Source organism: Coprococcus sp. AF99-45, from assembly GCF_027663865.1.
Classification (GTDB): domain Bacteria; phylum Bacillota; class Clostridia; order Lachnospirales; family Lachnospiraceae; genus Allocoprococcus; species Allocoprococcus comes.
The window spans coordinates 218,800-239,071 of record NZ_JAQDGZ010000001.1 but is presented as its reverse complement, the minus strand read 5'-3'; the positions used below and the strand labels follow the sequence as shown (position 1 = coordinate 239,071).

Here is a 20,272-nt window from a genome sequence, read left to right as displayed (position 1 = left end):
TACTATACTACAATTACATTATTTTGTAAAACATTTTTAATATTATTTTTTTTAATTCTTTATTGTCTACCAGATACTGCGCATGTCCGTCTTTCTCAATAATCTCACCCGGAACTTTCACGGTGTCCTCTGCAACCTTATAATCTGTCAGCTCTTCCATCTCATCCGCAGTCATGTTTGTTGTCATGTAATCCTCCAATTTCTGGTACAGAGAAAGATACTCTGTTTCGCTTTGAATACTCTGCATCTTCTCGATCAGAGCATCCATAAACTGTGACTGACGTTCCATGCGCTGATTGTTACTGTCAAGGACTTCAATATCTCTTTTACGGACATATTTTTCAGCAAGTTCCCCATTAAGAGTAACTTCTGCACCTTTTTCAAATGCAGGATCAACAGCTGTATAATCTTCTGGCACGGTAAGAGTAATTCCTCCAACCGCATCGGTTGCTGCAACCAGCCCCTCCAGCGTCAGTGAAAAATAAGAATCCACATTCACGCCATACATCAGTTCTGATACCTTCTCAGATGTCAGACGGCAGCTCTCTTCTGCCCCGTCCCCATATGCGTACTGAAGTGCGATCTGCCCATTTTCCGTCATCAGCCTGTTACCTGTCACATCATAAATATCGATTCCCACCATAGAATCTCTGGAAATCTGAATGATCTGTGCCGTCTTCTCTTCTTTATTAAGGACCAGAAGATTCAGGCTGTCGCTCTGTCCGTTTTCTCCCGGGTTATTACCAAGATCTGCTTTTTCTTCCTTGTCAACACCCATGAACAGAACGGTCTTGATATCCGGGTTGAGTTTGTATTTCTTTCCGTCTTCTTCGATGATTCCGGACTGTGATTCCGTTTCGTCTGCACCCGCTTCTGCCGATGCCTCCTGTTTTTTCTGCGTACCGCTTTTCCCTTTTGTAACCGTATAAACGACACCTGCCAACAGCCCTGCGCAGATAACTGCAAGTATCACGATTACCAGATTTCTATTCTTCATTTGTCAGAACCGCCTCCACAAGAAGTCTATGGTTTGATTCTCCCGTCACACAGGTACTGAGCGACAGGATCCGGTCTTCTGTTCCTACGCTTTCGATATCACTGTAACGGCTTCTCAGGTCTCTGGAATCCTGAAGTGAATCCAGGAAAGCCTGTCTCTGGTCATCCATTACATAATTGAAAGAGTTGATCAGATGACGGTCATCATAAATAACTGCCGCAAAAATCCGGTAAGTCAGAACATGATCTGGTGTATAAATGATCACATTTGGATATTTTTCAATATATCCTTCTTCCAGATAACGATCCAGTGTATGAAACATGGTATCTACACCCTCACCCATCTGATGTCCGTAAATAACCGTATTGAAATCTGTAAAATTCTTACTGTTGCATGCCTGTGTAAAAATAGCACCATCCGCCGCTTCTACCCGTTCCCAGGTATGAGATAGATAATAATTATCATCCTCATTATTCTGGCAAACCGGATAATCAACGGTTGTTCCATCAATCTTAATCCATGCGTAAATGTCCGGATTTTTTTCCTGAAGAGCAGTAAAATCAACCGGTATCTCCGGCTTTGTCTGCTCTCCGTCATCACTATCTGTTTTTGACGGTTTCACATTTTCCGTTGCCAGCTTTTTTGCATCATCATACGACTGCTTCGTCTTTGCCGCCGTGGCGTAATACCAAATCAGATAACCTGCACAGCAGACTGCTATCACAAGCAACACCGCAACAATAATCTTTCTTGTCCTGTCTTTCAAATCGATTCCCTCTTTTCTGTCGGAATCGCTGCAAGCATATGAAGTCCAAGATATTTTTTAATATCTTCTTCTGTCTGAATTGTATCATTCATGAGATAACGAAGTACAATAACAGTAGCTGCCACAAACGCAAATGCAAGTCCACCCATTGCAGTATTCTTCTTAGTATTCGGTGAAGAAGGATATTTTGGCACAACAGCTTCTTCAACAACCTTCGGCTTGTCACTGGACATTACATATGCCACTCTCTCAGCTGTCACATCCGCAAGTTCATTTGCAATTTTCTTTGCTTCTTTAGCGTTTGCATCCAAAACAGTAAATCTCAAAATACGGGTATCTGTCTGATTATCTGTCTGAATCATACTTTTTAACTCTTCATATGTATAATCCAGATTTAATTTTTCAATTACTTCTTCGAGAACAGGACGGCTCGTTGCCAAAATCTCAAAGTCTGCTGTAAGCTGCGTACCCATCTGAATATCTGCAAGGGATGTCACACTTGTTGTTTTTGTTAAGATATAAATCATTGAGGAAGCGGAATATTTCGGTGTGATCAGCAGTTTCGTACCACCAAACGCAAGTGTCGCTCCTATGATAAAACACAAAACAATTATCCACAATTTATTCATCAGCAAATGAAAAATTTCTCCGAGATCAATCTCCATCTCATCATCTTTTTGCATTTCTAACTGTTTCAACTCACTCATAGTTTTTTTCCTCTTCTGTTCTTTAATTCCACAATTTTTCCGGATAAACGCCATCTTCTGTCATCTTCTTGAATCCGGCCTGTGCAAGTTCTGTATCTTCTTTATAAGTAATACCGATCCATTTATCGTGTGTTTCCAGAACCTTTACATCCACATTTCCTTCTTTTAAAAGATCTCCTACAATATTTGGAAGAAGATATTCTTTTTTTAAAGGATCTCCTGCTTCATCTTTTAAAAATTCTGCGAATCTCTCATCCAGAACCTGAATGAAATCCGGATAACCAGCCCACATATTCATGGATACATTAGAATCTGGTGTGATCCATTTCTGAACCGCTTCGCTGTCGCAGTGTACCCCGTCAGCCTGGATACTGATTCCAGTCGTCTCATGGATCTGTTCAAGCATTCCATTTTCATCTACCACACATACGCCGCGGGTAACTGTTCCATTTTCACTAACCGTATTCTTCAGAATAAAACCAGCCATTCCCATCTGCATCTTATCTGCTGTCTCTGCGTGCGCAATCAAGTAATCATGGAGAAGCTTAAACGCTTCCTTTCCATAATAATCATCTGCATTGATGATCACAAACGGTTCTTTTACTACATCTTTACAACACAGGACTGCCTGACCAGTTCCCCAAGGTTTGGTACGTCCCTCCGGAACTTCAAAACCAGCTGGAATATCTGCAAGATCCTGATATACATATTCCACCTCGATCTGATCTCCGATACGATTCCCGATTACAGAACGGAATTCTTCTTCAATATCTTTTCTGATAATAAATACAACCTTGTCAAAACCAGCTTCTTTTGCATCATAAATAGAGTAATCCATAATGATCTCCCCATTCGGAGACATCTTGGCGAGCTGCTTGATTCCTGTTCCAAATCTTGAACCGATTCCTGCTGCCATAATAATCAGAGTAGTCTTCATAATAAATTCTCCCTCACTAAAAAACTGTCAATCTACATTATATACACTGTTTTTCTCCGTCAAAACATTAACATTTTAAACGCTTTATTCAAAAATCTTACATAAAAACAGCTATTCGTAATTATACTTCAATTTTTCCACAATGTCTACCACCTATTACGAAATTAAGGAACTCCCCCTCTTCCTATCCATAACATTTTGATATGAATATAATTCATTATTGCTATTTTACGTTATCTTTTACTCATGATATGATGAACTCAGTTAAAAAAATAACAAAAATGAACTAGAGAAAGAGAGAGGTACAAAAATGGAAGACAATAAATTATGTCTTGAAAAGCAGCCATTATCTGATGAACTGCTCAACAAAATGAATGCCTACTGGCGTGCTGCCAACTACCTGTCAGCCGGTCAGTTATACCTTCTTGATAATCCGCTTCTGAAAAAGCCATTGACCATGGATCAGATCAAGAAAAAAATCGTCGGACACTGGGGAACCGTACCTGGACAAAACTTCATCTATGTACACTGCAACCGTGTCATCAAACGTTATGATCTGGATATGATTCTTCTTTCCGGTCCAGGACATGGCGGAAACTTCCTGATCGCCAACACTTATCTGGAAGGTTCTTATAGTGAAGTTTATCCGAACATCAGCCAGAATGAGGAAGGCATGAAGAAAATGTTCAAGCAGTTCTCATTCCCATGCGGAGTTCCGAGTCACTGTGCTCCAGAAACACCAGGTTCTATCAATGAGGGTGGAGAACTTGGATATTCAATTGCTCACGGCTTTGGTGCTGTTCTGGACAACCCAGATCTTATCGCTACAGTTGTTGTCGGTGACGGTGAAGCTGAAACAGGGCCGCTTGCTACTTCATGGCAGTCCAACAAATTCCTGAACCCGATCACAGACGGTGCTGTTCTTCCAATCCTTCATCTGAACGGATACAAGATCAGTAACCCGACCATTTTCTCACGTATTTCTCATGAGGAAGTAGAAAACTTCTTCAAGGGCTGCGGATGGAAACCTTACTTCGTAGAAGGTGATGATCCGATGACTATGCACAGAAAAATGGCTGAGACTATGGATGCCTGCATCGAAGAAATCAAAGCAATCCAGAAAAATGCCCGTGAAAACAATGATCCTACCCGTCCGTTCTGGCCAATGATCGTTCTTCGTACTCCAAAGGGATGGACAGGACCAAAGGTTGTTGACGGACTCCAGATTGAAGGATCTTTCCGTGCACATCAGGTACCGCTTTCTATGGAATCACCAGAACATCTTGACCTTCTGAAAGAATGGTTGGAAAGCTACCATGCAGAAGAACTCTTCGATGAAAAAGGACGTCTGATTCCGGAACTTGCAGAACTTGCTCCAAAGGGAGATGCCCGTCTTGGTGCAAACCCGCATGCAAATGGCGGACTTCTTCTGAAAGACCTTCGTCTTCCGGATTTCCGCTCATACGGAATCGAAGTAGAACCTGGCAAGACAAAAGCACAGGATATGATCGAACTTGGCGGATACATCCGCGACATCTTCAAATTAAATGAAGACAGTAAGAACTTCCGTATCTTCGGACCAGATGAAAGTATGTCCAACCGTCTGTACAAAGTATTTGAAGAACAGAAACGTGACTGGCAGGCAGACTTGCTTGACACTGATGACTGCCTTGCAAGAGACGGACGTATCATGGACGGTATGTTAAGTGAACATATGTGTGAAGGATGGCTGGAAGGATATCTTCTGACAGGACGTCATGGATTCTTTGCAAGCTATGAAGCATTCATCCGTATCGTTGACTCTATGGCAGCACAGCATGCAAAATGGCTGAAGGTCTGCAACCAGCTTTCATGGAGACAGCCGATTGCTTCGCTGAACTTTATCCTGACATCTAATGTATGGCAACAGGATCATAACGGATTTACACATCAGGATCCAGGATTTCTGGATCACATTGCCAATAAAAAGGCAGACGTTGTCCGCATGTATTTACCACCGGATACAAACTGCTTACTCTCATGCTTCGACCACTGCATCAAGAGTAAGAACTATGTCAATGCAATCGTAGCGTCTAAACATCCAAGCTGCCAGTGGCTGACTATGGAACAGGCTGTAAAGCATTGTACACAGGGTATCGGTATCTGGGAATGGGCAAGTAATGACTGCGGTGAAGAACCAGATGTTGTTATGGCTTGCTGCGGTGACACTCCTACTCTTGAAGTTATGGCTGCTGTTACTATCCTTCGTGATGAAATGCCAGAGCTCAAGATCCGCGTTGTCAATGTAGTTGACCTGTTCAAACTGGAATCAGACCACAAACATCCACACGGATTAAGTGATGCAGAATACGATGCAATCTTCACAAAAGATAAACCGGTTATCTTTGCATTCCACGGATATCCGACACTGATTCATGAGCTGACATACGAACGTCACAACCACAACATTTCTGTTCATGGATATCAGGAAGAAGGTACGATCACTACTCCATTTGACATGCGTGTACAGAACCAGATTGACCGTTTCAACCTTGTAAAAGATGCAATCATGCATCTGCCACAGCTTGGCAATAAGGGATCATTCCTGATTCAGAAGATGAACGACAAACTGGTTGAGCACAAGCAGTACATCGCTGAATATGGACAGGATCTGGAAGAAATCAGAAACTGGGAATGGCATAAATAATATCAATCGTTTTCTAATCCAAAATTCTACTTTATAACTTTATACTTACAAATATAAAAATGCTCCGGAATTATGATCCACACATAAAAAATTCCGGGGCATTCTCCTTATATTTTTCTTTGCAGATACACATCCCGGCTACAAAGGATACCGATTTGCACAATCCACTTTGAAAATCTATTTCTTCTTTAGTTCTTCTGACTGCTCAGAAACTTCTGAAACTCCTTCGATGCAATACTCTGAGGATACTCAGTATCATAGATCAGAATAATATTTCTGGTCGGAAGCTTCTCTTCCACTTCGATTTCAAATACATTTTCTGCCTTCTTCTCTTCTTCGGCAAATTCTTCCGGGACAAATCCAATTCCAAGATTGTGACGGACTGCCGGCAAGATCAGGTCTGTCGTCGCAAGCTCCATATCCGGCAAAAACTGCAGACCATGATCTGCAAAATAATTATTCAGGAATTTTCTGGTCAGTGCCTCCGAAGTCAGGCTGATCCAGGGATAAGTCGAAAGCTCCTCCAATGAAATCTTTCTTCCTTTTAATTCTATGTAACGACTGCCGCCGATCAGCACCTCATGGTATTCCCGCAGTTTCTTCATCCTGAGCGGCTTATTTACCTGCAGATCCGTTGACACAAATGCAAGGTCTACCTTTCCTTCTTTTACCGCGTTGACCGAGTCCATGGTACTGTTATTTAAGATTTTGAAATGTACGTTCGGATAAATGCTGTTGAACTCTCCCATTGCCCGGAACAGGAAGCAGTGCAAGGCTGTCTCAGTCGCACTGATATAGATTGTCCCGTTCTCCAGACTGATCAGATTGCTCAGATCATTTTCCCCTTTAAAAAACTGGGCGCACCCTGCCGATACATAGCTGTAAAAGGTTCTTCCCTCCGGTGTCAGCTTCATGCCGGATTTGCTTCTGGTAAATAACCGGCATCCCAGTTCATTTTCCAGGTTGTGTATCGTTCTCGTCACCGCCGGCTGGCTCGTCTTCAGAACGCTGGATGCCTTTGTAAGGTTCTCATACTTCGCCACATAATAAAAAACTTTATAATATTCAAAATTAGAATTCATGTGTCTCTCCTTTGTTGTCTTATCCTGTCAGTTTTTCATCTGCCGTAAGTATAGCATGCTTTTTTAGTTCTTACAATTGGAATCATAGCTTACTGAATATTCGGTGCGGATCCGGTCAAGTCATCATCGATTTTTCTACCAGAGAAACCAGTCTGGAGGTACTCTCCCTCGTAGTGAAACACAAAAAGCCCTGGTATGCGGCACAACCGGATTTTCACCAGGAGAAATGCAGCAATTCCAGGACGCTGCTACATTGATTCCAATGCTCTATACAGCAAATACTTCCAAGCTGGTCAAATATAATGAACAAGCTTCTGGAACTGGTCACTTCCACACTAAAAAAGAATGTGCCTCGGCACATTCTCGCGCCGAGCGCGGTCGCTTGCGACATTCTTCATCTTCGTGCAAGTGCGCATCTCCGGCACGCAGTTCCTTATTTGCTCAACATTTTTCGATTATAATTGTTCAGACGCCTGCGCTTCGATCTTTCTTTTTGTCCTCATCCTCGTTCATCTCTTCCTTCTGATTGACTTATTTTTATCACATTTTACAAATCTGTTGTTTTTTTCTTCGGAAGGCAGATACTTAAGATCAATGACACCACGAACACCCCTGCAACTGCATTTCCATTAAAAATATCTCCTACCTCCTTCGGAAATGCGGAAAAGAAGTTTCCGGAAGTCTGTGTCAGTCCGACACCGATACAGAATGCCAGCGATACGATGATCATAGTTCTGTCATCAAACACACACCCTTTGAGCATCTTGATTCCTTCATACATGATCGATCCGAACATCATAACCGTACATCCTCCAAGTACCGCCTGCGGAAGCGAATTGAAAAAAGCTCCAAGCGGCGGGAACAGAGAAGCAAGGATCAAAATCAAAGCCCCCATCAGAATAGTAAAACGGTTGATAACTCCCGTCATAGTGACGAGCCCGATATTCTGACTGAAAGAAGTAAGCGGCAGACATCCAAAGCATCCTGAAATCGCACTGGAAAATCCATCCACGGCAAGAGACCCCTGCAGTTCCTCCATCTTGATATCCCGTCCAAGTGCACCGGTACACACTGCAGTAGTTGCACCCGTTGTCTCCGCTGCCGATACCAGGAATACAATTGCAATAGTAAAGAATGCTCCCAGATCAAAAACCGGTTTATGGGAAGTAAAAAATACAAGCTTTGGAAGGCTGAATACACCAACCTGCTCGATCGTCTTTGTAATTCCTGAAAAATCAACCATCGGTGCAATCCCTGCCACAGTAAATATAATGGACAGAAGATACCCACAGACCAGACCAACCAGTACATTCAGGTTCTTGTATACACCTTTTAACAGATAACGGGCAGCCAGACACACAACCAGTGTGAAAAATCCGACCAGAAGATGATACCACGCTCCAAAATCTTCGGCTCCATTTCCACCGCCCCAGGAATCCATTCCTACCGACAAGAGGGAAAGCCCAATCGCAATCACCACACATGCCGATACTACCGGTGTCAGGAGCCGTTTCCAGTATTTGGCACTCATTCCTACCAGTCCCTCAAAAATACCTCCGGCGATCACCGCACCTACCATCCCTTCATATCCAAGTTCCGGATTGGTACAGATCATCAGCAGACTACCAAGAAAGGTAAAACTGACTCCCATAACGATCGGAAGCCTGGAGCCAATCTTCCATACCGGGTAAAGCTGCAGACAGGTCCCGATCCCCGCTGCAAACATCGCGCACTGCAGAAGCTGCGTAATTTCCGCAGCACTTAAGTGATTCTCCGATCCTCTCACAAATGCCGCACTGCACACGATCAGCACCGGTGCCAGATTCGACACAAACATTGCCAGAACATGCTGTAGTCCGAACGGAATCGCCTTTTTTACCGGCACTCTTCCATTCAGACAGTAAATATTTTCCTCACTCACTGCTTTTGTATTTTTCTCTTTATCCATTTTCCTTTTCCCTCATTCTCTTTTTTTATTCTGTCCTAAGCGCTGTCACCGGATCGCTCTTTGCTGCTTTCCTTGACGGAATGATTCCACCGAGCAGGGTAAGCCCGATACTCAAAAGAATCAGCACAATTGCCGGAAGCACTGGTAAAAATGCATTAATTTTGTTATTATCTGCCACCGCATGGATGATCATATTTCCAGGGATCAGAAGCAGCAGTGACAGTCCGATTCCGATCAGTCCGGCACACAGACCAATGATAACGGTTTCTGCATTAAATACCTGCGATACATTTCTCTTAGATGCCCCGATCGCGCGCAGGATTCCAATCTCCTTCTTCCGTTCCAGTACACTGATGTAGGTGATAACCCCGATCATAATTGAAGATACTACAAGGGAAATCGCCACAAACGCAATCAGCACGTAGCTGATGATATCCACGATATTTGTCACGGAAGACATCAGTGTTCCGACTATATCGGTATAAGTGATGATCTGTTCCTCTTTTCCTTCTTTTTCCATCCGGCTGTTATAAGAATCCAGGATTTTCACCACTTTTTCCTTGCTCTCAAAATCCGTCGGATATATGGAAATCTGACTCGGGTTCGCAAAATCCACGTATCCAAGCTTCTGCAGATTATTGTCATAGGAAGCAGTCGCGCTCATTGTCATGGATGTCATCAGCTCTTTCAGATCATCTTCTGTCATATTCATCTGAAATGCCTTTGCAAATGCATCGGTATCAATCTTCATCGAACTTCCAAGCATGTTCTGCAGATGGGTTCCCACATTTCCCATGGCAGCCTGCATGGCGTTCCCGATTTCTTCTGTGATCTGAGTGACGATCTGATTCATTGCCGAAGTGATCTGTGTCTCAAGCACATCCGAAATTGCTCGGGTATAAGTTCCCATTGCCTTTGCCATGTAACTTCCCATTGTCGCACTTAACTGGCTCTCCAGCTGATCCATATCGATCACCTCGGAAAGCCCGTTCATCAGACGCTGTTTTCCATCTGCTGTAGCAAGGTAGTTCAGAAAATAATCTCCCATTTTGGTCGGATCTGCTTTTCCATTCGCTGCAGCATATGCCGGATAACTACTCGCCAGTTCTTTTGTCAGTTTTTTCAGCTGGTCAGAAGTAATATTTATCACCGTATCTCCAAAAATCTCCTGCTGCCAGGTATTCATAATCTCTTTTGCTTCCTCGGTCTGTAAATACTCCGCCAGATATTCTCCAAATTTATCCGGATCTGTATATCCTTTTTCCGCAGCATACTTTTGATATCCTTCCATCACACGCTGTACAAGCTCCTGCATCTGATCAATTGTAATCTTAAACCCACCGGTGCTCTCAATGATCTCCTGCAGATTATCTTTCAGGATCTTCTGCGCTTCATCCGTCATCAGGTAATCCATAAAATCTTTCGCCAGATTTGAATAATCTGCTTCTGGATGGAATTTCACATACTCCTGATAACCTTCCATAACACCCTCAGACAACTTCTGCATTCCACCCGGTTTTACGGTAAGATCCAGGCTTCCGATCATATCGCCAAGATTCATCTGTGGCATACCGGACACGTCAAGACTGATCTGATCCAGATTTATCATCCCGGACAAATCCAGAGAATCCCCACCCATCCGGAATGCATTTTCCAGATTCACTGAATCTGCTGACAACAGATCACCGGAAAATCCACCGGAAAGTACACTGTTATCAAAACCAAATGCTTTCTGAAGTGCATCCTCATCGACCGTAAACAGGCTGTCCGCATCCAGTCCATTCTTCTCTTCTGTCGTCCCGAACGGTTCTCCAGTAAATACATTCTTTGACGGATTTTTCAGCTGATCCTTTACAATCTCACTTTTTGCAGCCTCTTTTGCGACATGCTCAGTAAGTCTCTGCGGATAGCCAATCCCCGGTGTCAGAGCGGAAGCATTTGCATCTTCCGATGCCTGTACGATTCCGACGATTTTAAGTTCTTCGCCCTGATCCACGAGTTTCTTCATATATTCCTTATTATCGGATTTATCCTTCCAAACCTTATACTGGCTGTCATATTCATAGCATTCAGATACATTGACCAATTTGAACGTTTTGTCTAAAATATCCTCGTATGTGTAATTTCCAATATCTGCCGGTGTATTGACATCTTCTTCATTGATAAATTCCTGGATCATTTCGTCCAGTTCCATCTGATCCCGCAGTCCCAAAGTATAAAGGAGAAAATCACTCATGCCTCCGTCCGAAGTCAGCACCAGTACACATTCATTATAATTCTGCGGCCAGCGTCCCGCCTTCACATCATACTGGTTCTCATAAAGTCCCTCCGTCTTAGGCATTTCATAAAAAACATTCGTACTCATCATCGATGACATCAAACTGTTGGTACTTGCGCCAGAGCTGATTCCAAGCGACTCAAAGGATTTGTCCGGATTCACCTGGCGAATGGAACCATCCTTGTTCTGCCGATAGATTCTTGGTGAAATATTATAAGAATATTCAACGGCACTGGTATAGTCCTCAATTCCACTTTTTCCTCCATCCAGATATTCTTTTAAAGACTTCAGGTCATTGGAATCCATCGTGGAAAACATATTGGTCATCATCTGCATAACCTTGACTTCCCCGTCTTTTTTTGTCTCCTTCTTATCCGAACTGCCCGAACCACTGTCCATATTGCCTACCATCATCGATGTCATATCAAATCCGGTACTCTGGATCTGAAGCGGATACTCGGAAAGAGTCTCTTCTTCAATTGACTTGATGTAGGCATTGACTCCGTTGGAAAGTGCCAGTATCAGTGCAATCCCGATAATTCCAATAGAACCGGCAAAAGATGTCAGAAGAGTCCTTGCTTTCTTCGTCTTTAAGTTATTAAAGCTCAGGGAAAGAGCCGTCAGAAATGACATGGAAGCTTTTCCCATATTCTTATGCTCCGGCTCCTTCATGACCGCTTCATTGACATAAAATTCGTCCGTATCCGAACGGATCTTTCCGTCCTTGAGTGTTACGATACGGGTCGCATATTCTTCAGCAAGCTCTGGGTTATGTGTAACCATTACAACAAGCCGGTCTTTTGCCACTTCTTTTAAAAGTTCCATAACCTGCACACTGGTCGCCGTATCCAGCGCTCCTGTCGGCTCATCAGCAAGCAGGATATCCGGATCATTGACCAGCGCACGGGCGATTGCCACCCTCTGCATCTGTCCGCCTGACATCTGGCTCGGTTTTTTATGCAACTGCTCCCCAAGACCAACTTTTTTCAGAGCCTCAATCGCTCTCTTTTTCCGTTCTTCCTTCCCGATCCCAGAAATAGTCAGTGCCAGCTCCACATTGGCAAGCACCGTCTGATGTGGAATCAGATTATAACTCTGAAATACAAAACCAATTGTATGATTCCGATAGGAATCCCAGTCTCTGTCTTTATATTTTTTCGTAGAAATCCCGTTGATGATCAGATCACCACTATCGTACCGATCCAGTCCACCGATGATGTTAAGAAACGTCGTCTTTCCCGAACCACTCGGTCCCAGGATCGCAACAAATTCATTGTTCCTGAAATTCAGGCTTACATCATCCAGTGCCTTCTGTACCAGCGTACCTGTACGGTATTCTTTGCAGATATGTTGAATTTGAAGCATAAAAATTCTCCTTTTAAGTTGTAACTCATGAAACGCGTATGTTTCATTGTACACCCTTAAAAGGAGAAAATCATGTCTTTTAGAAAAATTTTATTCTTTATTTTCTGAGAAGTTCTTTTCCCGAAATACCTGGCTCTGTCATATTGACCGGATCCAGAACGGTTTCCATCTCTTTTTCACTTAAAAGACCTTCTCTGAGGATCAGATTACGGATGGATTCCCCGGTCTTCATTGCTTTTTTCGCAATTTCCGCTGCTTTCTCATAGCCTACATGCGGACAGATTGCAGTAATTACGCCGATGCTGTTCTCTACCAGCTGACGGCATCTCTCTTCATTGGCTGTGATTCCTGTCACACAGTTGTCAATAAAAGTCTGCACTGCATATGCAAGTGTATCGATCGACTGGAACAGACAGTAGAATACGATCGGTTCAAACGCATTCAGTTCCAGCTGTCCACCCTCTGCTGCCATCGTGATCGTCACATCATTTCCAATGATGTTAAATGCGACCTGGTTCACTACTTCCGGGATGACCGGATTCACTTTTCCCGGCATGATCGAAGAACCATTTTGCTTTGCCGGAAGGTTAATCTCACCAAATCCGGCTCTTGGTCCGGATGACATCAGACGCAGGTCATTGGCAATCTTGGAAAGTGTGACTGCACACGCTTTCACTGCACCGGATACTGCCACAAACGGATCCAGGTTCTGGGTTGCATCGATCAGATCAAAAGCCTGGACAAACTGAATATCAGATATTTTTGAAAGATTCGGAACAATGCGGCTTACATAGGCTTCATCTGCATTGATTCCGGTTCCGACTGCCGTTCCACCCATGTTGACGGTACGCATCTCGTCCATCGCATTATCCATACGGTGGATATCACGCATGATGGCATCGGAATATGCCTGAAATTCCTGACCCAGACGGATCGGAACTGCATCCTGCATTTGGGTGCGTCCCATTTTGATCACATGGTCAAATTCCTCTGCCTTTTTGCAGAGCGCTCCATGAAGTCTGAGCAGTTCTTTTTTCAGATTCTGAAGAAGTCTGAGTGAAGTCATCTTGCCAGCTGTCGGAATAACATCATTTGTGGACTGTCCGCAGTTTACATCATCATTCGGATTTATTGCTGAATAATCTCCCTTTTTCCCGCCAAGAATCTCAATCGCACGGTTGGCAATGACTTCGTTTGCATTCATGTTCAGAGAAGTACCCGCACCTCCCTGGATCGGATCTACGATAAAGTACTCATGCAATTTTCCTGTAAGGATTTCATCACATGCCTGTACGATTGCTTTTGCCTTTTTCTTTTCCAGAATCCCACTCTCGCAGTTGGTGATCGCAGATGCTTTCTTTATGTACGCAAGACTGTTGATGATCTCCGGATGCATATTCAGCCCGGTAATACGGAAATTCTCCGCAGCACGCAGTGACTGTACCCCGTAATATACATCTCCTGGAATATCTTTTGCCCCTATTGAATCCTGTTCTACACGATAACCTGTCTTGTTTTCTTTTCCATTTTCCATCTCAAAATCCCTCGATTTTCCATTTTTCTCTGGCGTATTGCCTTTGTTGTTTTCATTATAGCTCTGTGTTACAATATAATCTAATACATATATTTTTATAGTAACTATAATTTTAAAACTATGTCAAAGGAGAATACCTATGTTTCAGGGAATGGAATATGTCTATGAAGTTTATCTGGAAAAAAGCTTTTCCAAGGCGGCTGAGAAGTTATTTATCTCACAGCCTTCACTCAGTGCCAACGTAAAGCGTGTCGAGCATCACATCGGATATCCGATCTTTGACCGGAGTACCAAACCACTTTCCCTTACCGAATGTGGGGTACAGTATATCAAAGCGGTAGAAAAAATAAAAAGTATCCAGAATGAATTTGAAGGATTTGCAAATGACTGGGGCGACCTAAAAAAAGGAACACTCACCCTCGGAGGAAGCAACTTGTTTTCCTCCTGGATCCTGCCTTCGCTGATCGCGGATTTTGCCCGCAGATATCCTCTGATCCAAATCAGCCTGGTTGAAGAAACCACTGCCAATCTTGCCCGTATGCTGCGACACGGGCAGCTGGATCTGATGCTGGACAGCAGTGTTCTGGATGCCACCATCTACGGCTACCGTAAATTTCAGGAAGAGCACCTGATCCTTGCTGTTCCGGGAGCATTCCCGATCAATAATACGCTGCGCTCCTATCAGCTTCCTGTAGAAGATATCCTGAGCAAAAAATTTCTGGAAGAATCCTGTCCTCCCGTTCCTCTGACACGCTTTAAAAGTGAGCCTTTTATTATGCTGAAACCGGAAAACGACACTGGAAAACGTGCCCGTATGATCTGCCAGAACAATCTCTTTGAACCAAATATCATCCTGGAAATGGATCAGCAGATGACTTCTTACAACATCACCTGCTCCGGCATGGGGATCTCTTTTATCGGAGATATCATGCTCTCAAAAGTACCTCTTACCTCTGATGTGGTGTACTATAAGCTTCCTGCATGCGAAAGCAGCCGTGACATCCGGTTCTACTGGAAAAATGGTCGCTACCAGACAAGGGCAATGGAAGAATTTTTAAAAATGGCGTGCCAGTAAGGCACGCCACTTTCCTGCAGAACAGATACTATCTATTTATCTGCAATCTTGGATCCGACAAATAATTCTTCTCTACATAAACCTACTCACTTCTCAGTGCATCGATTGGATTCATGTTCGCCGCCTTCACCGACGGAAGGAGTCCGAAAATAATTCCGATCAGTGTGGAAAATACTACTCCGACCAGAATGGACACTCCGCTGATTGCCACCGGAACTGCCGAGACTGCGGAAATAATATAGGCAAGCGCAATCCCTCCTGCCACACCGATCAGACCTCCGAGAAGGGTAAGTACTGCCGCTTCCGTCAGAAACTGCGTCAGGATCCTTCTTTTTCTTGCCCCCAGTGCCTTTTTCAGACCGATTTCTCTCGTTCTTTCTGTCACAGACACCAGCATAATATTCATAACACCGATCCCGCCAACCAGAAGTGAAATGCTTGCAATCCAGAGCAGCTGCTGGTTCGTCGAGCTGCTGATCTCCTGGATCTGGTTCGCCTGTTCCAGAAGATCTTCCCCTTTATACTTTATCGTCTCATCAGACACGGTCAGGTAACTGTTCAGGATATCTGCCGCCTTTTCTCCTGCCGCAGTCATCTCATCTGTGCTTGTCGCGCGGACAACCAGATTCTGCGGTTCATCGTACTGATAAATAATCGGCCACAGTGTATCCGGAATACAGATCGTTCCACTTCCATCCGTGGATACATAACGATAATAGTCTTCCATCGAATTGATCACCGGCTGTGAATTTTCTTTTCTCGCCATCATACCGATCACCGTAAATGGCTCCCCTTTAACCTCAATAATCTTTCCAATCACATTTCCATCCGGGAATAGAGCTGTGGCTGTCGTTTTATCAAGCAGCACAACTTTTCGGTTTGCAGTAAAATCTTTTTTGGAAAAGCCACGCCCTTTTGTGATCTGAAATCCATAGGCATCCAGATAATTGGAATCTATTCCAAAAATATTACAGCTTGCCAGCTTCTGACTGCCTGCATATACAGCATCATATTCATTCCGTCTGTGATAAAGGGCTGCACTTTCCACCTCATCCAGTGTCTGGATCTCACCAAGTACCTGATCTGAAATCTCCGGTATTCCATCCGGAACCTCCTGATAAGACAGATCCAGTGTCCAGTCTCCCTGATAAAGCTGGATATTGACCGCATTATTTCCCGCGCCAACCAGATTTTTCTTGATCTGCTCATTGGTTCCTTTGATCGTTGAAACAATTGCAATGATCGATCCGATTCCGATAATAATACCAAGCATCGTCAGCGCAGACCGCAACTTATGACTCCAGATTCCCTGAAATGCCAGCCTGATATCTTCAAGCATCTCCTCACCCCCTCATTAATTATAATCATACAATGACTCCACTGTCTTTGTCTTCGCACCCTCTTTTACATTTCTTCCATACGGAAATGCAATCTCATCCTCCATGGTAAGTCCGGAAACGATTTCAATGGAACCGTACATATTTTTTCCACCCTCTACATACTGCTTTTCCAGCCTTCCATGTTTTCCTTTCTTGTATACATAGGAGCGGTTTCCGTCTTCTCTTATGAACATCTGTTCCAGGTAAATCGAATTCCCACTGTCACCCGAAAGTCCGTCTACGGAAATACTGACACCCTCACCAGATGAAAGATCTGCATCTTTTTCAACCACTGCAGTAAACGGATAGTAGGACATATTAGGATTCTCGCTGCTCTTCATACTTTCAACCGGTGAATTACCGATACTGGTGATCGTTGCCTCATAAGAGTTCCCCGTATTCCAGGAAGTCACCATCACATTCATACCCTCTTTTAATTTATCATAGCTGCTTTCGGCAATCCCTCCGATTACATAACAACCATTTTTTCCGGTCACAGATATAACCGGTTTATTCTCCAGCTTTGCCTCTTCTTCGTCAAGTACAGATTTTACCGTTCCCTCTACTGTACTTTTTACAACACCATTATTTACTTTTTTATCCAGCTTTTTCAATTCCAGTTGTGCTGTTCGCTTTTCCAGATCCAGGTCCTTGATCTTCTGTTCTTTTTCCTGGATCTGCTTTGCCTGCTCTTCCCTGGTCATTCCATCTGCATCTCCCGGATCCGGCTCCTCATATCCACCAGGATTATCCGGTTCGTCCGGAATTTTCGGCTCTTCCGGTGTCTCCGGCTGTTCCGGATTTTCGGGCTTTATCACCTGTCCGGTCTTTCCGTCCAGCGTCCAGGAGTATAAAAGAAGCGTCGGTTCCTTCTCCTGATCCACTACATCAAAGATACAGACTGCCCTCTCTTCCAGCATTTTCAGCATGAACTCCGCATTCACCGTTGCTCCCGGCGCACAAAGATAGCGATACGGCTTTTCCTTTGTTCCATCTCCATCTTCATTATAAGGAGCAGCGTCCTTTGTAATCTCTTTATAAATGATCTTATCCTTCAGTTCTTCCGGAAACGGTTTCCCGATTGATGGTTTTTCCGGTCCTTCCGGATTTTCTGGTGTCTCCGGCTGCTCAGGATTTTCGGAAGTATCCGGATTTTCCCCTTCATTTTTCTTTGCATCTGCAGTCCGTATTATTCCAGGTCTGGTTCCTTTTGCAGTCATTTTTCGTAGTTCATCCTGACTTCTTTCAACAGACGCAACAATCTTTGCATTTTTCAACTGCTCTAATTCTGCCTTTTGATTCTGAATATTCAGTTCAATCCCCTGAATCTCCATCTGCTTCATTTCCTGCTCAAGTCCTGCAAGCGTAGTATCATAGGCAACCAGACGATCGCCGATCTTCACCGTATCCCCTGATTTGACATAAATCTCCTTGATCGTAAGGGTATCATCATGGTAAATGTCCTGGCTCGCACCTGCCTGCACCTTCGCATAATCATAAATATCCGATTCTGAATACCATCCACCATTACTCATACTGGCTACCGGTGCTACCTTGACCGCTTTTTCACTTTTTTTCATTGCAAATAAAGTGCCGCCTCCAATGAAACATACACAGACAACCAAAGCAATCCCGATCTGAAGAATTTTTTTCTTATTTCTTTTTTGAAAAGTCATCCTTTATTCCCCCTCTTCCATGCCTCCTGCCTGTACATTTTCGTTCTTCTGAACGGCTGCTCCTTCTTTACATTCTCCATCCGGCCAGACAATGTAATCCGTCTCTTTCAGTCCTTCTGTGATTTCCCATGTATCCTGCTCCTCATCATAAGCACCAAGCTTTACATTTCTCTTTTCCAGTCTGTCCTTTTTATTTGCTACCCAGACGTAAGGCTCTTTCCCGTCTGCATCTACAATATAAGCAGTCATCAGATGTAATCCCTCTGTATTTACTCCGGTTCCAGGCTCGATATATACATGCTGTCCCAGCATCAGACCATCACTGGTTTCAAGCGTTACATAAAATGGATACTTAGTTGCCCGGGCAGAAGAATCCGAACCGGAATACATCTCGCTTTGTGAACTGCTCTCCGGTTTTTCTGTGTCGATCACATCTACAGATCCCTTCCAGATTTCCTCCTGGTTATTCCTTGCCCGCACCGTCACATCCATTCCCGGCTGAAGCTCACCGATATTCTGTTCACTGATTTTTCCCTTAATTCGGTATTTTCCGGTAGAAAGAATGCTCATAAATGCCTGCTTTTCTCCACTGTAATCATCATAACCAGGATCCGGATTGATCTCCTGGATAATTCCTGCAATCGTGGATGTCACCGTGGATGATTCCAGACTCTTCTTCGTCCGGTTCACTTCCAGTTCTTTTACTTTATAATTATATTCTTCCTGTTTTACATTCGTCTGCAGCTCCTGGATCTGCGTTGTATAAGAAAGCTGCTCACCTGCCGATGCATTCTTTTTCTCTGTCGTTAAGGCCGCAATCTGTGAATTCAGATTGGAAATACTGTTTCCTATCTTTTCCAGCTCCAGATTTCCCTGCTCCAGTGTCATCGCAAGCTCCTCTGTATCATATTCAAAGAGTTTCGTCCCAGGCTCCACTTCCTGCCCTTTTTCCACGAAAATCTCTTTCACTTTCTGTCCTTCTGAAAGTGAGATTTTTAAAGTATCCTGCGCCTCCACAACGCCTGCAAAGCGATTCACGGTTCCGCTTCCGTTTCCGGTGATCACGCTGACCTTATCCGCGTAGAGGATGTTCTTCGCGGAATCCTTTCCCCCTCCCGAAACCATGTGCAGGATTGCGGCAATCAGAGCGACTGCAAAAATAAGGCATCCAATAAAAATCACCTTTTTCTTCCCCATCAGATTGTCTTTGAAATTCCCATTTACATTCATTTTCATTCCCTCCTCATCATTCTACTTTTAAGGTGTAAAAGTTTGTTGAAGTTAGTCCGACAAAGTGTATATAGAAAGTGCTGCGGCTTTCCTTCGGCAAACCATTCCGCGGAACCTCTGAAAGCGGGAATCGTGTTCAGCAAAGGCTTCCACGATTCCTGAGTTTCCTCTCCATTGCCTCAATAAGGAAGCCGCAGCACTTTCCAGATCCAATTTGTCCCTCTAAGTTATCGCACTATACCCTCACCACATAACTTAAGTTCCAATGTCCAATTATAGTTTCAGTATACTGGAAAACAGTTGGAAATACTATTTAGATTTTCTTAAATTTTCGTTCATTTCTGTGTCATATAATCTTTTGACTGAACTCTCGTTCTTTTATTTCTACATAAATAATCTCCCCACAACAATCGCTCCGTAACTTTGTCCATAACCTTCAACTCTTCACCGCATATATCCCATCTGTTCTGTGGAGATATTTAGTAGTGTTGCCAGTTTTGCTCTGTCCGGCTCTGCCTGATTAAGCATCACGATATACTCACTGTTGGAAATCATCGTACTTGCAAGAACAGAATCTAACAAATTAAAACAGGCAATCTTCGCCTACTTATT

Annotated in this window: 14 protein-coding genes; 2 read left to right on the top strand and 12 right to left on the bottom strand. The window is 43.7% G+C overall.

What is annotated here, in order from left to right; all coding sequences use genetic code 11:
- Window positions 1-13: 13 nt before the first annotated feature.
- Genes PGR14_RS01135 through PGR14_RS01120 form a run of 4 tightly spaced genes read right to left on the bottom strand, consistent with a single transcriptional unit; the run spans window position 14 to window position 3,407 of the window.
- Window positions 14-997: an LCP family protein gene (locus PGR14_RS01135; RefSeq protein WP_055247234.1), complete on the bottom strand. Its 984-nt coding sequence runs from the start codon at window positions 995-997 to the stop codon at window positions 14-16.
- Complete coding sequence (locus tag PGR14_RS01130) at window positions 987-1,763, bottom strand: class B sortase (protein WP_055247232.1); 777 nt, start codon at window positions 1,761-1,763, stop codon at window positions 987-989. The genes PGR14_RS01135 and PGR14_RS01130 overlap by 11 nt, the downstream gene beginning before the upstream one ends.
- Entirely contained in the window at window positions 1,760-2,470 is a 711-nt protein-coding gene (locus PGR14_RS01125) for a YveK family protein (RefSeq protein WP_070098610.1), read from the bottom strand. The genes PGR14_RS01130 and PGR14_RS01125 overlap by 4 nt, the downstream gene beginning before the upstream one ends.
- A gap of 22 nt (window positions 2,471-2,492) precedes the next feature.
- Window positions 2,493-3,407: a nucleotidyltransferase family protein gene (locus PGR14_RS01120; protein ID WP_055247228.1), complete on the bottom strand. Its 915-nt coding sequence runs from the start codon at window positions 3,405-3,407 to the stop codon at window positions 2,493-2,495.
- A 310-nt stretch (window positions 3,408-3,717) separates the two neighbouring features.
- Here PGR14_RS01120 and PGR14_RS01115 point away from each other — a divergent pair, with 310 nt between their 5' ends.
- The gene (locus PGR14_RS01115; protein ID WP_008375246.1) at window positions 3,718-6,093 is read left to right on the top strand and encodes a phosphoketolase family protein; all 2,376 of its coding nucleotides are present in this window, start codon (window positions 3,718-3,720) and stop codon (window positions 6,091-6,093) included.
- Window positions 6,094-6,281: 188 nt separating this feature from the next.
- Here PGR14_RS01115 and PGR14_RS01110 read toward each other — a convergent pair whose 3' ends face one another.
- From PGR14_RS01110 to PGR14_RS01095, 4 genes are all read right to left on the bottom strand, one after another.
- Entirely contained in the window at window positions 6,282-7,175 is an 894-nt protein-coding gene (locus PGR14_RS01110; RefSeq protein WP_008375245.1) for a LysR family transcriptional regulator, read from the bottom strand.
- A 547-nt stretch (window positions 7,176-7,722) separates the two neighbouring features.
- A complete protein-coding gene (locus PGR14_RS01105) occupies window positions 7,723-9,123 on the bottom strand; it encodes a uracil-xanthine permease family protein (RefSeq protein ID WP_055247226.1) in 1,401 nt (466 codons plus the stop codon).
- Between the two features lie 25 nt (window positions 9,124-9,148).
- On the bottom strand, window positions 9,149-12,766 hold the full coding sequence (locus tag PGR14_RS01100) for an ABC transporter ATP-binding protein/permease (protein ID WP_055247224.1): 3,618 nt from the start codon (window positions 12,764-12,766) through the stop codon (window positions 9,149-9,151).
- Between the two features lie 97 nt (window positions 12,767-12,863).
- Window positions 12,864-14,300: an aspartate ammonia-lyase gene (locus PGR14_RS01095; protein ID WP_055247222.1), complete on the bottom strand. Its 1,437-nt coding sequence runs from the start codon at window positions 14,298-14,300 to the stop codon at window positions 12,864-12,866.
- Between the two features lie 139 nt (window positions 14,301-14,439).
- On the opposite strand from PGR14_RS01095, the gene PGR14_RS01090 reads away from it, so the two are divergent.
- Window positions 14,440-15,375, top strand: a complete 936-nt coding sequence (locus PGR14_RS01090; protein ID WP_055247220.1) for a LysR family transcriptional regulator — start codon at window positions 14,440-14,442, stop codon at window positions 15,373-15,375.
- Window positions 15,376-15,457: 82 nt separating this feature from the next.
- On the opposite strand, the gene PGR14_RS01085 is transcribed toward PGR14_RS01090, so the two are convergent.
- The 4 genes from PGR14_RS01085 to PGR14_RS01070 form a co-directional block, all read right to left on the bottom strand.
- The gene (locus PGR14_RS01085; RefSeq protein ID WP_055247218.1) at window positions 15,458-16,714 is read right to left on the bottom strand and encodes an ABC transporter permease; all 1,257 of its coding nucleotides are present in this window, start codon (window positions 16,712-16,714) and stop codon (window positions 15,458-15,460) included.
- Window positions 16,715-16,729: 15 nt separating this feature from the next.
- Complete coding sequence (locus PGR14_RS01080) at window positions 16,730-18,430, bottom strand: hypothetical protein (protein WP_055247216.1); 1,701 nt, start codon at window positions 18,428-18,430, stop codon at window positions 16,730-16,732.
- 3 nt (window positions 18,431-18,433) lie between these two features.
- On the bottom strand, window positions 18,434-19,660 hold the full coding sequence (locus tag PGR14_RS01075; protein WP_082424141.1) for an efflux RND transporter periplasmic adaptor subunit: 1,227 nt from the start codon (window positions 19,658-19,660) through the stop codon (window positions 18,434-18,436).
- 444 nt (window positions 19,661-20,104) lie between these two features.
- Window positions 20,105-20,242, bottom strand: a complete 138-nt coding sequence (locus PGR14_RS01070; protein ID WP_156330620.1) for a hypothetical protein — start codon at window positions 20,240-20,242, stop codon at window positions 20,105-20,107.
- Window positions 20,243-20,272 lie beyond the last annotated feature (30 nt).

Coding starts and splice junctions, on each gene's coding strand:
- PGR14_RS01135 (WP_055247234.1), bottom strand. CDS start 997: ATGAAGAATAGAAATCTGGTAATCGTGATACTTGCAGTTATCTGCGCA.
- PGR14_RS01125 (WP_070098610.1), bottom strand. CDS start 2,470: ATGAGTGAGTTGAAACAGTTAGAAATGCAAAAAGATGATGAGATGGAG.
- PGR14_RS01120 (WP_055247228.1), bottom strand. CDS start 3,407: ATGAAGACTACTCTGATTATTATGGCAGCAGGAATCGGTTCAAGATTT.
- PGR14_RS01115 (WP_008375246.1), top strand. CDS start 3,718: ATGGAAGACAATAAATTATGTCTTGAAAAGCAGCCATTATCTGATGAA.
- PGR14_RS01110 (WP_008375245.1), bottom strand. CDS start 7,175: ATGAATTCTAATTTTGAATATTATAAAGTTTTTTATTATGTGGCGAAG.
- PGR14_RS01105 (WP_055247226.1), bottom strand. CDS start 9,123: ATGGATAAAGAGAAAAATACAAAAGCAGTGAGTGAGGAAAATATTTAC.
- PGR14_RS01100 (WP_055247224.1), bottom strand. CDS start 12,766: ATGCTTCAAATTCAACATATCTGCAAAGAATACCGTACAGGTACGCTG.
- PGR14_RS01095 (WP_055247222.1), bottom strand. CDS start 14,300: ATGGAAAATGGAAAAGAAAACAAGACAGGTTATCGTGTAGAACAGGAT.
- PGR14_RS01090 (WP_055247220.1), top strand. CDS start 14,440: ATGTTTCAGGGAATGGAATATGTCTATGAAGTTTATCTGGAAAAAAGC.
- PGR14_RS01085 (WP_055247218.1), bottom strand. CDS start 16,714: ATGCTTGAAGATATCAGGCTGGCATTTCAGGGAATCTGGAGTCATAAG.
- PGR14_RS01080 (WP_055247216.1), bottom strand. CDS start 18,430: ATGACTTTTCAAAAAAGAAATAAGAAAAAAATTCTTCAGATCGGGATT.
- PGR14_RS01075 (WP_082424141.1), bottom strand. CDS start 19,660: ATGAATGTAAATGGGAATTTCAAAGACAATCTGATGGGGAAGAAAAAG.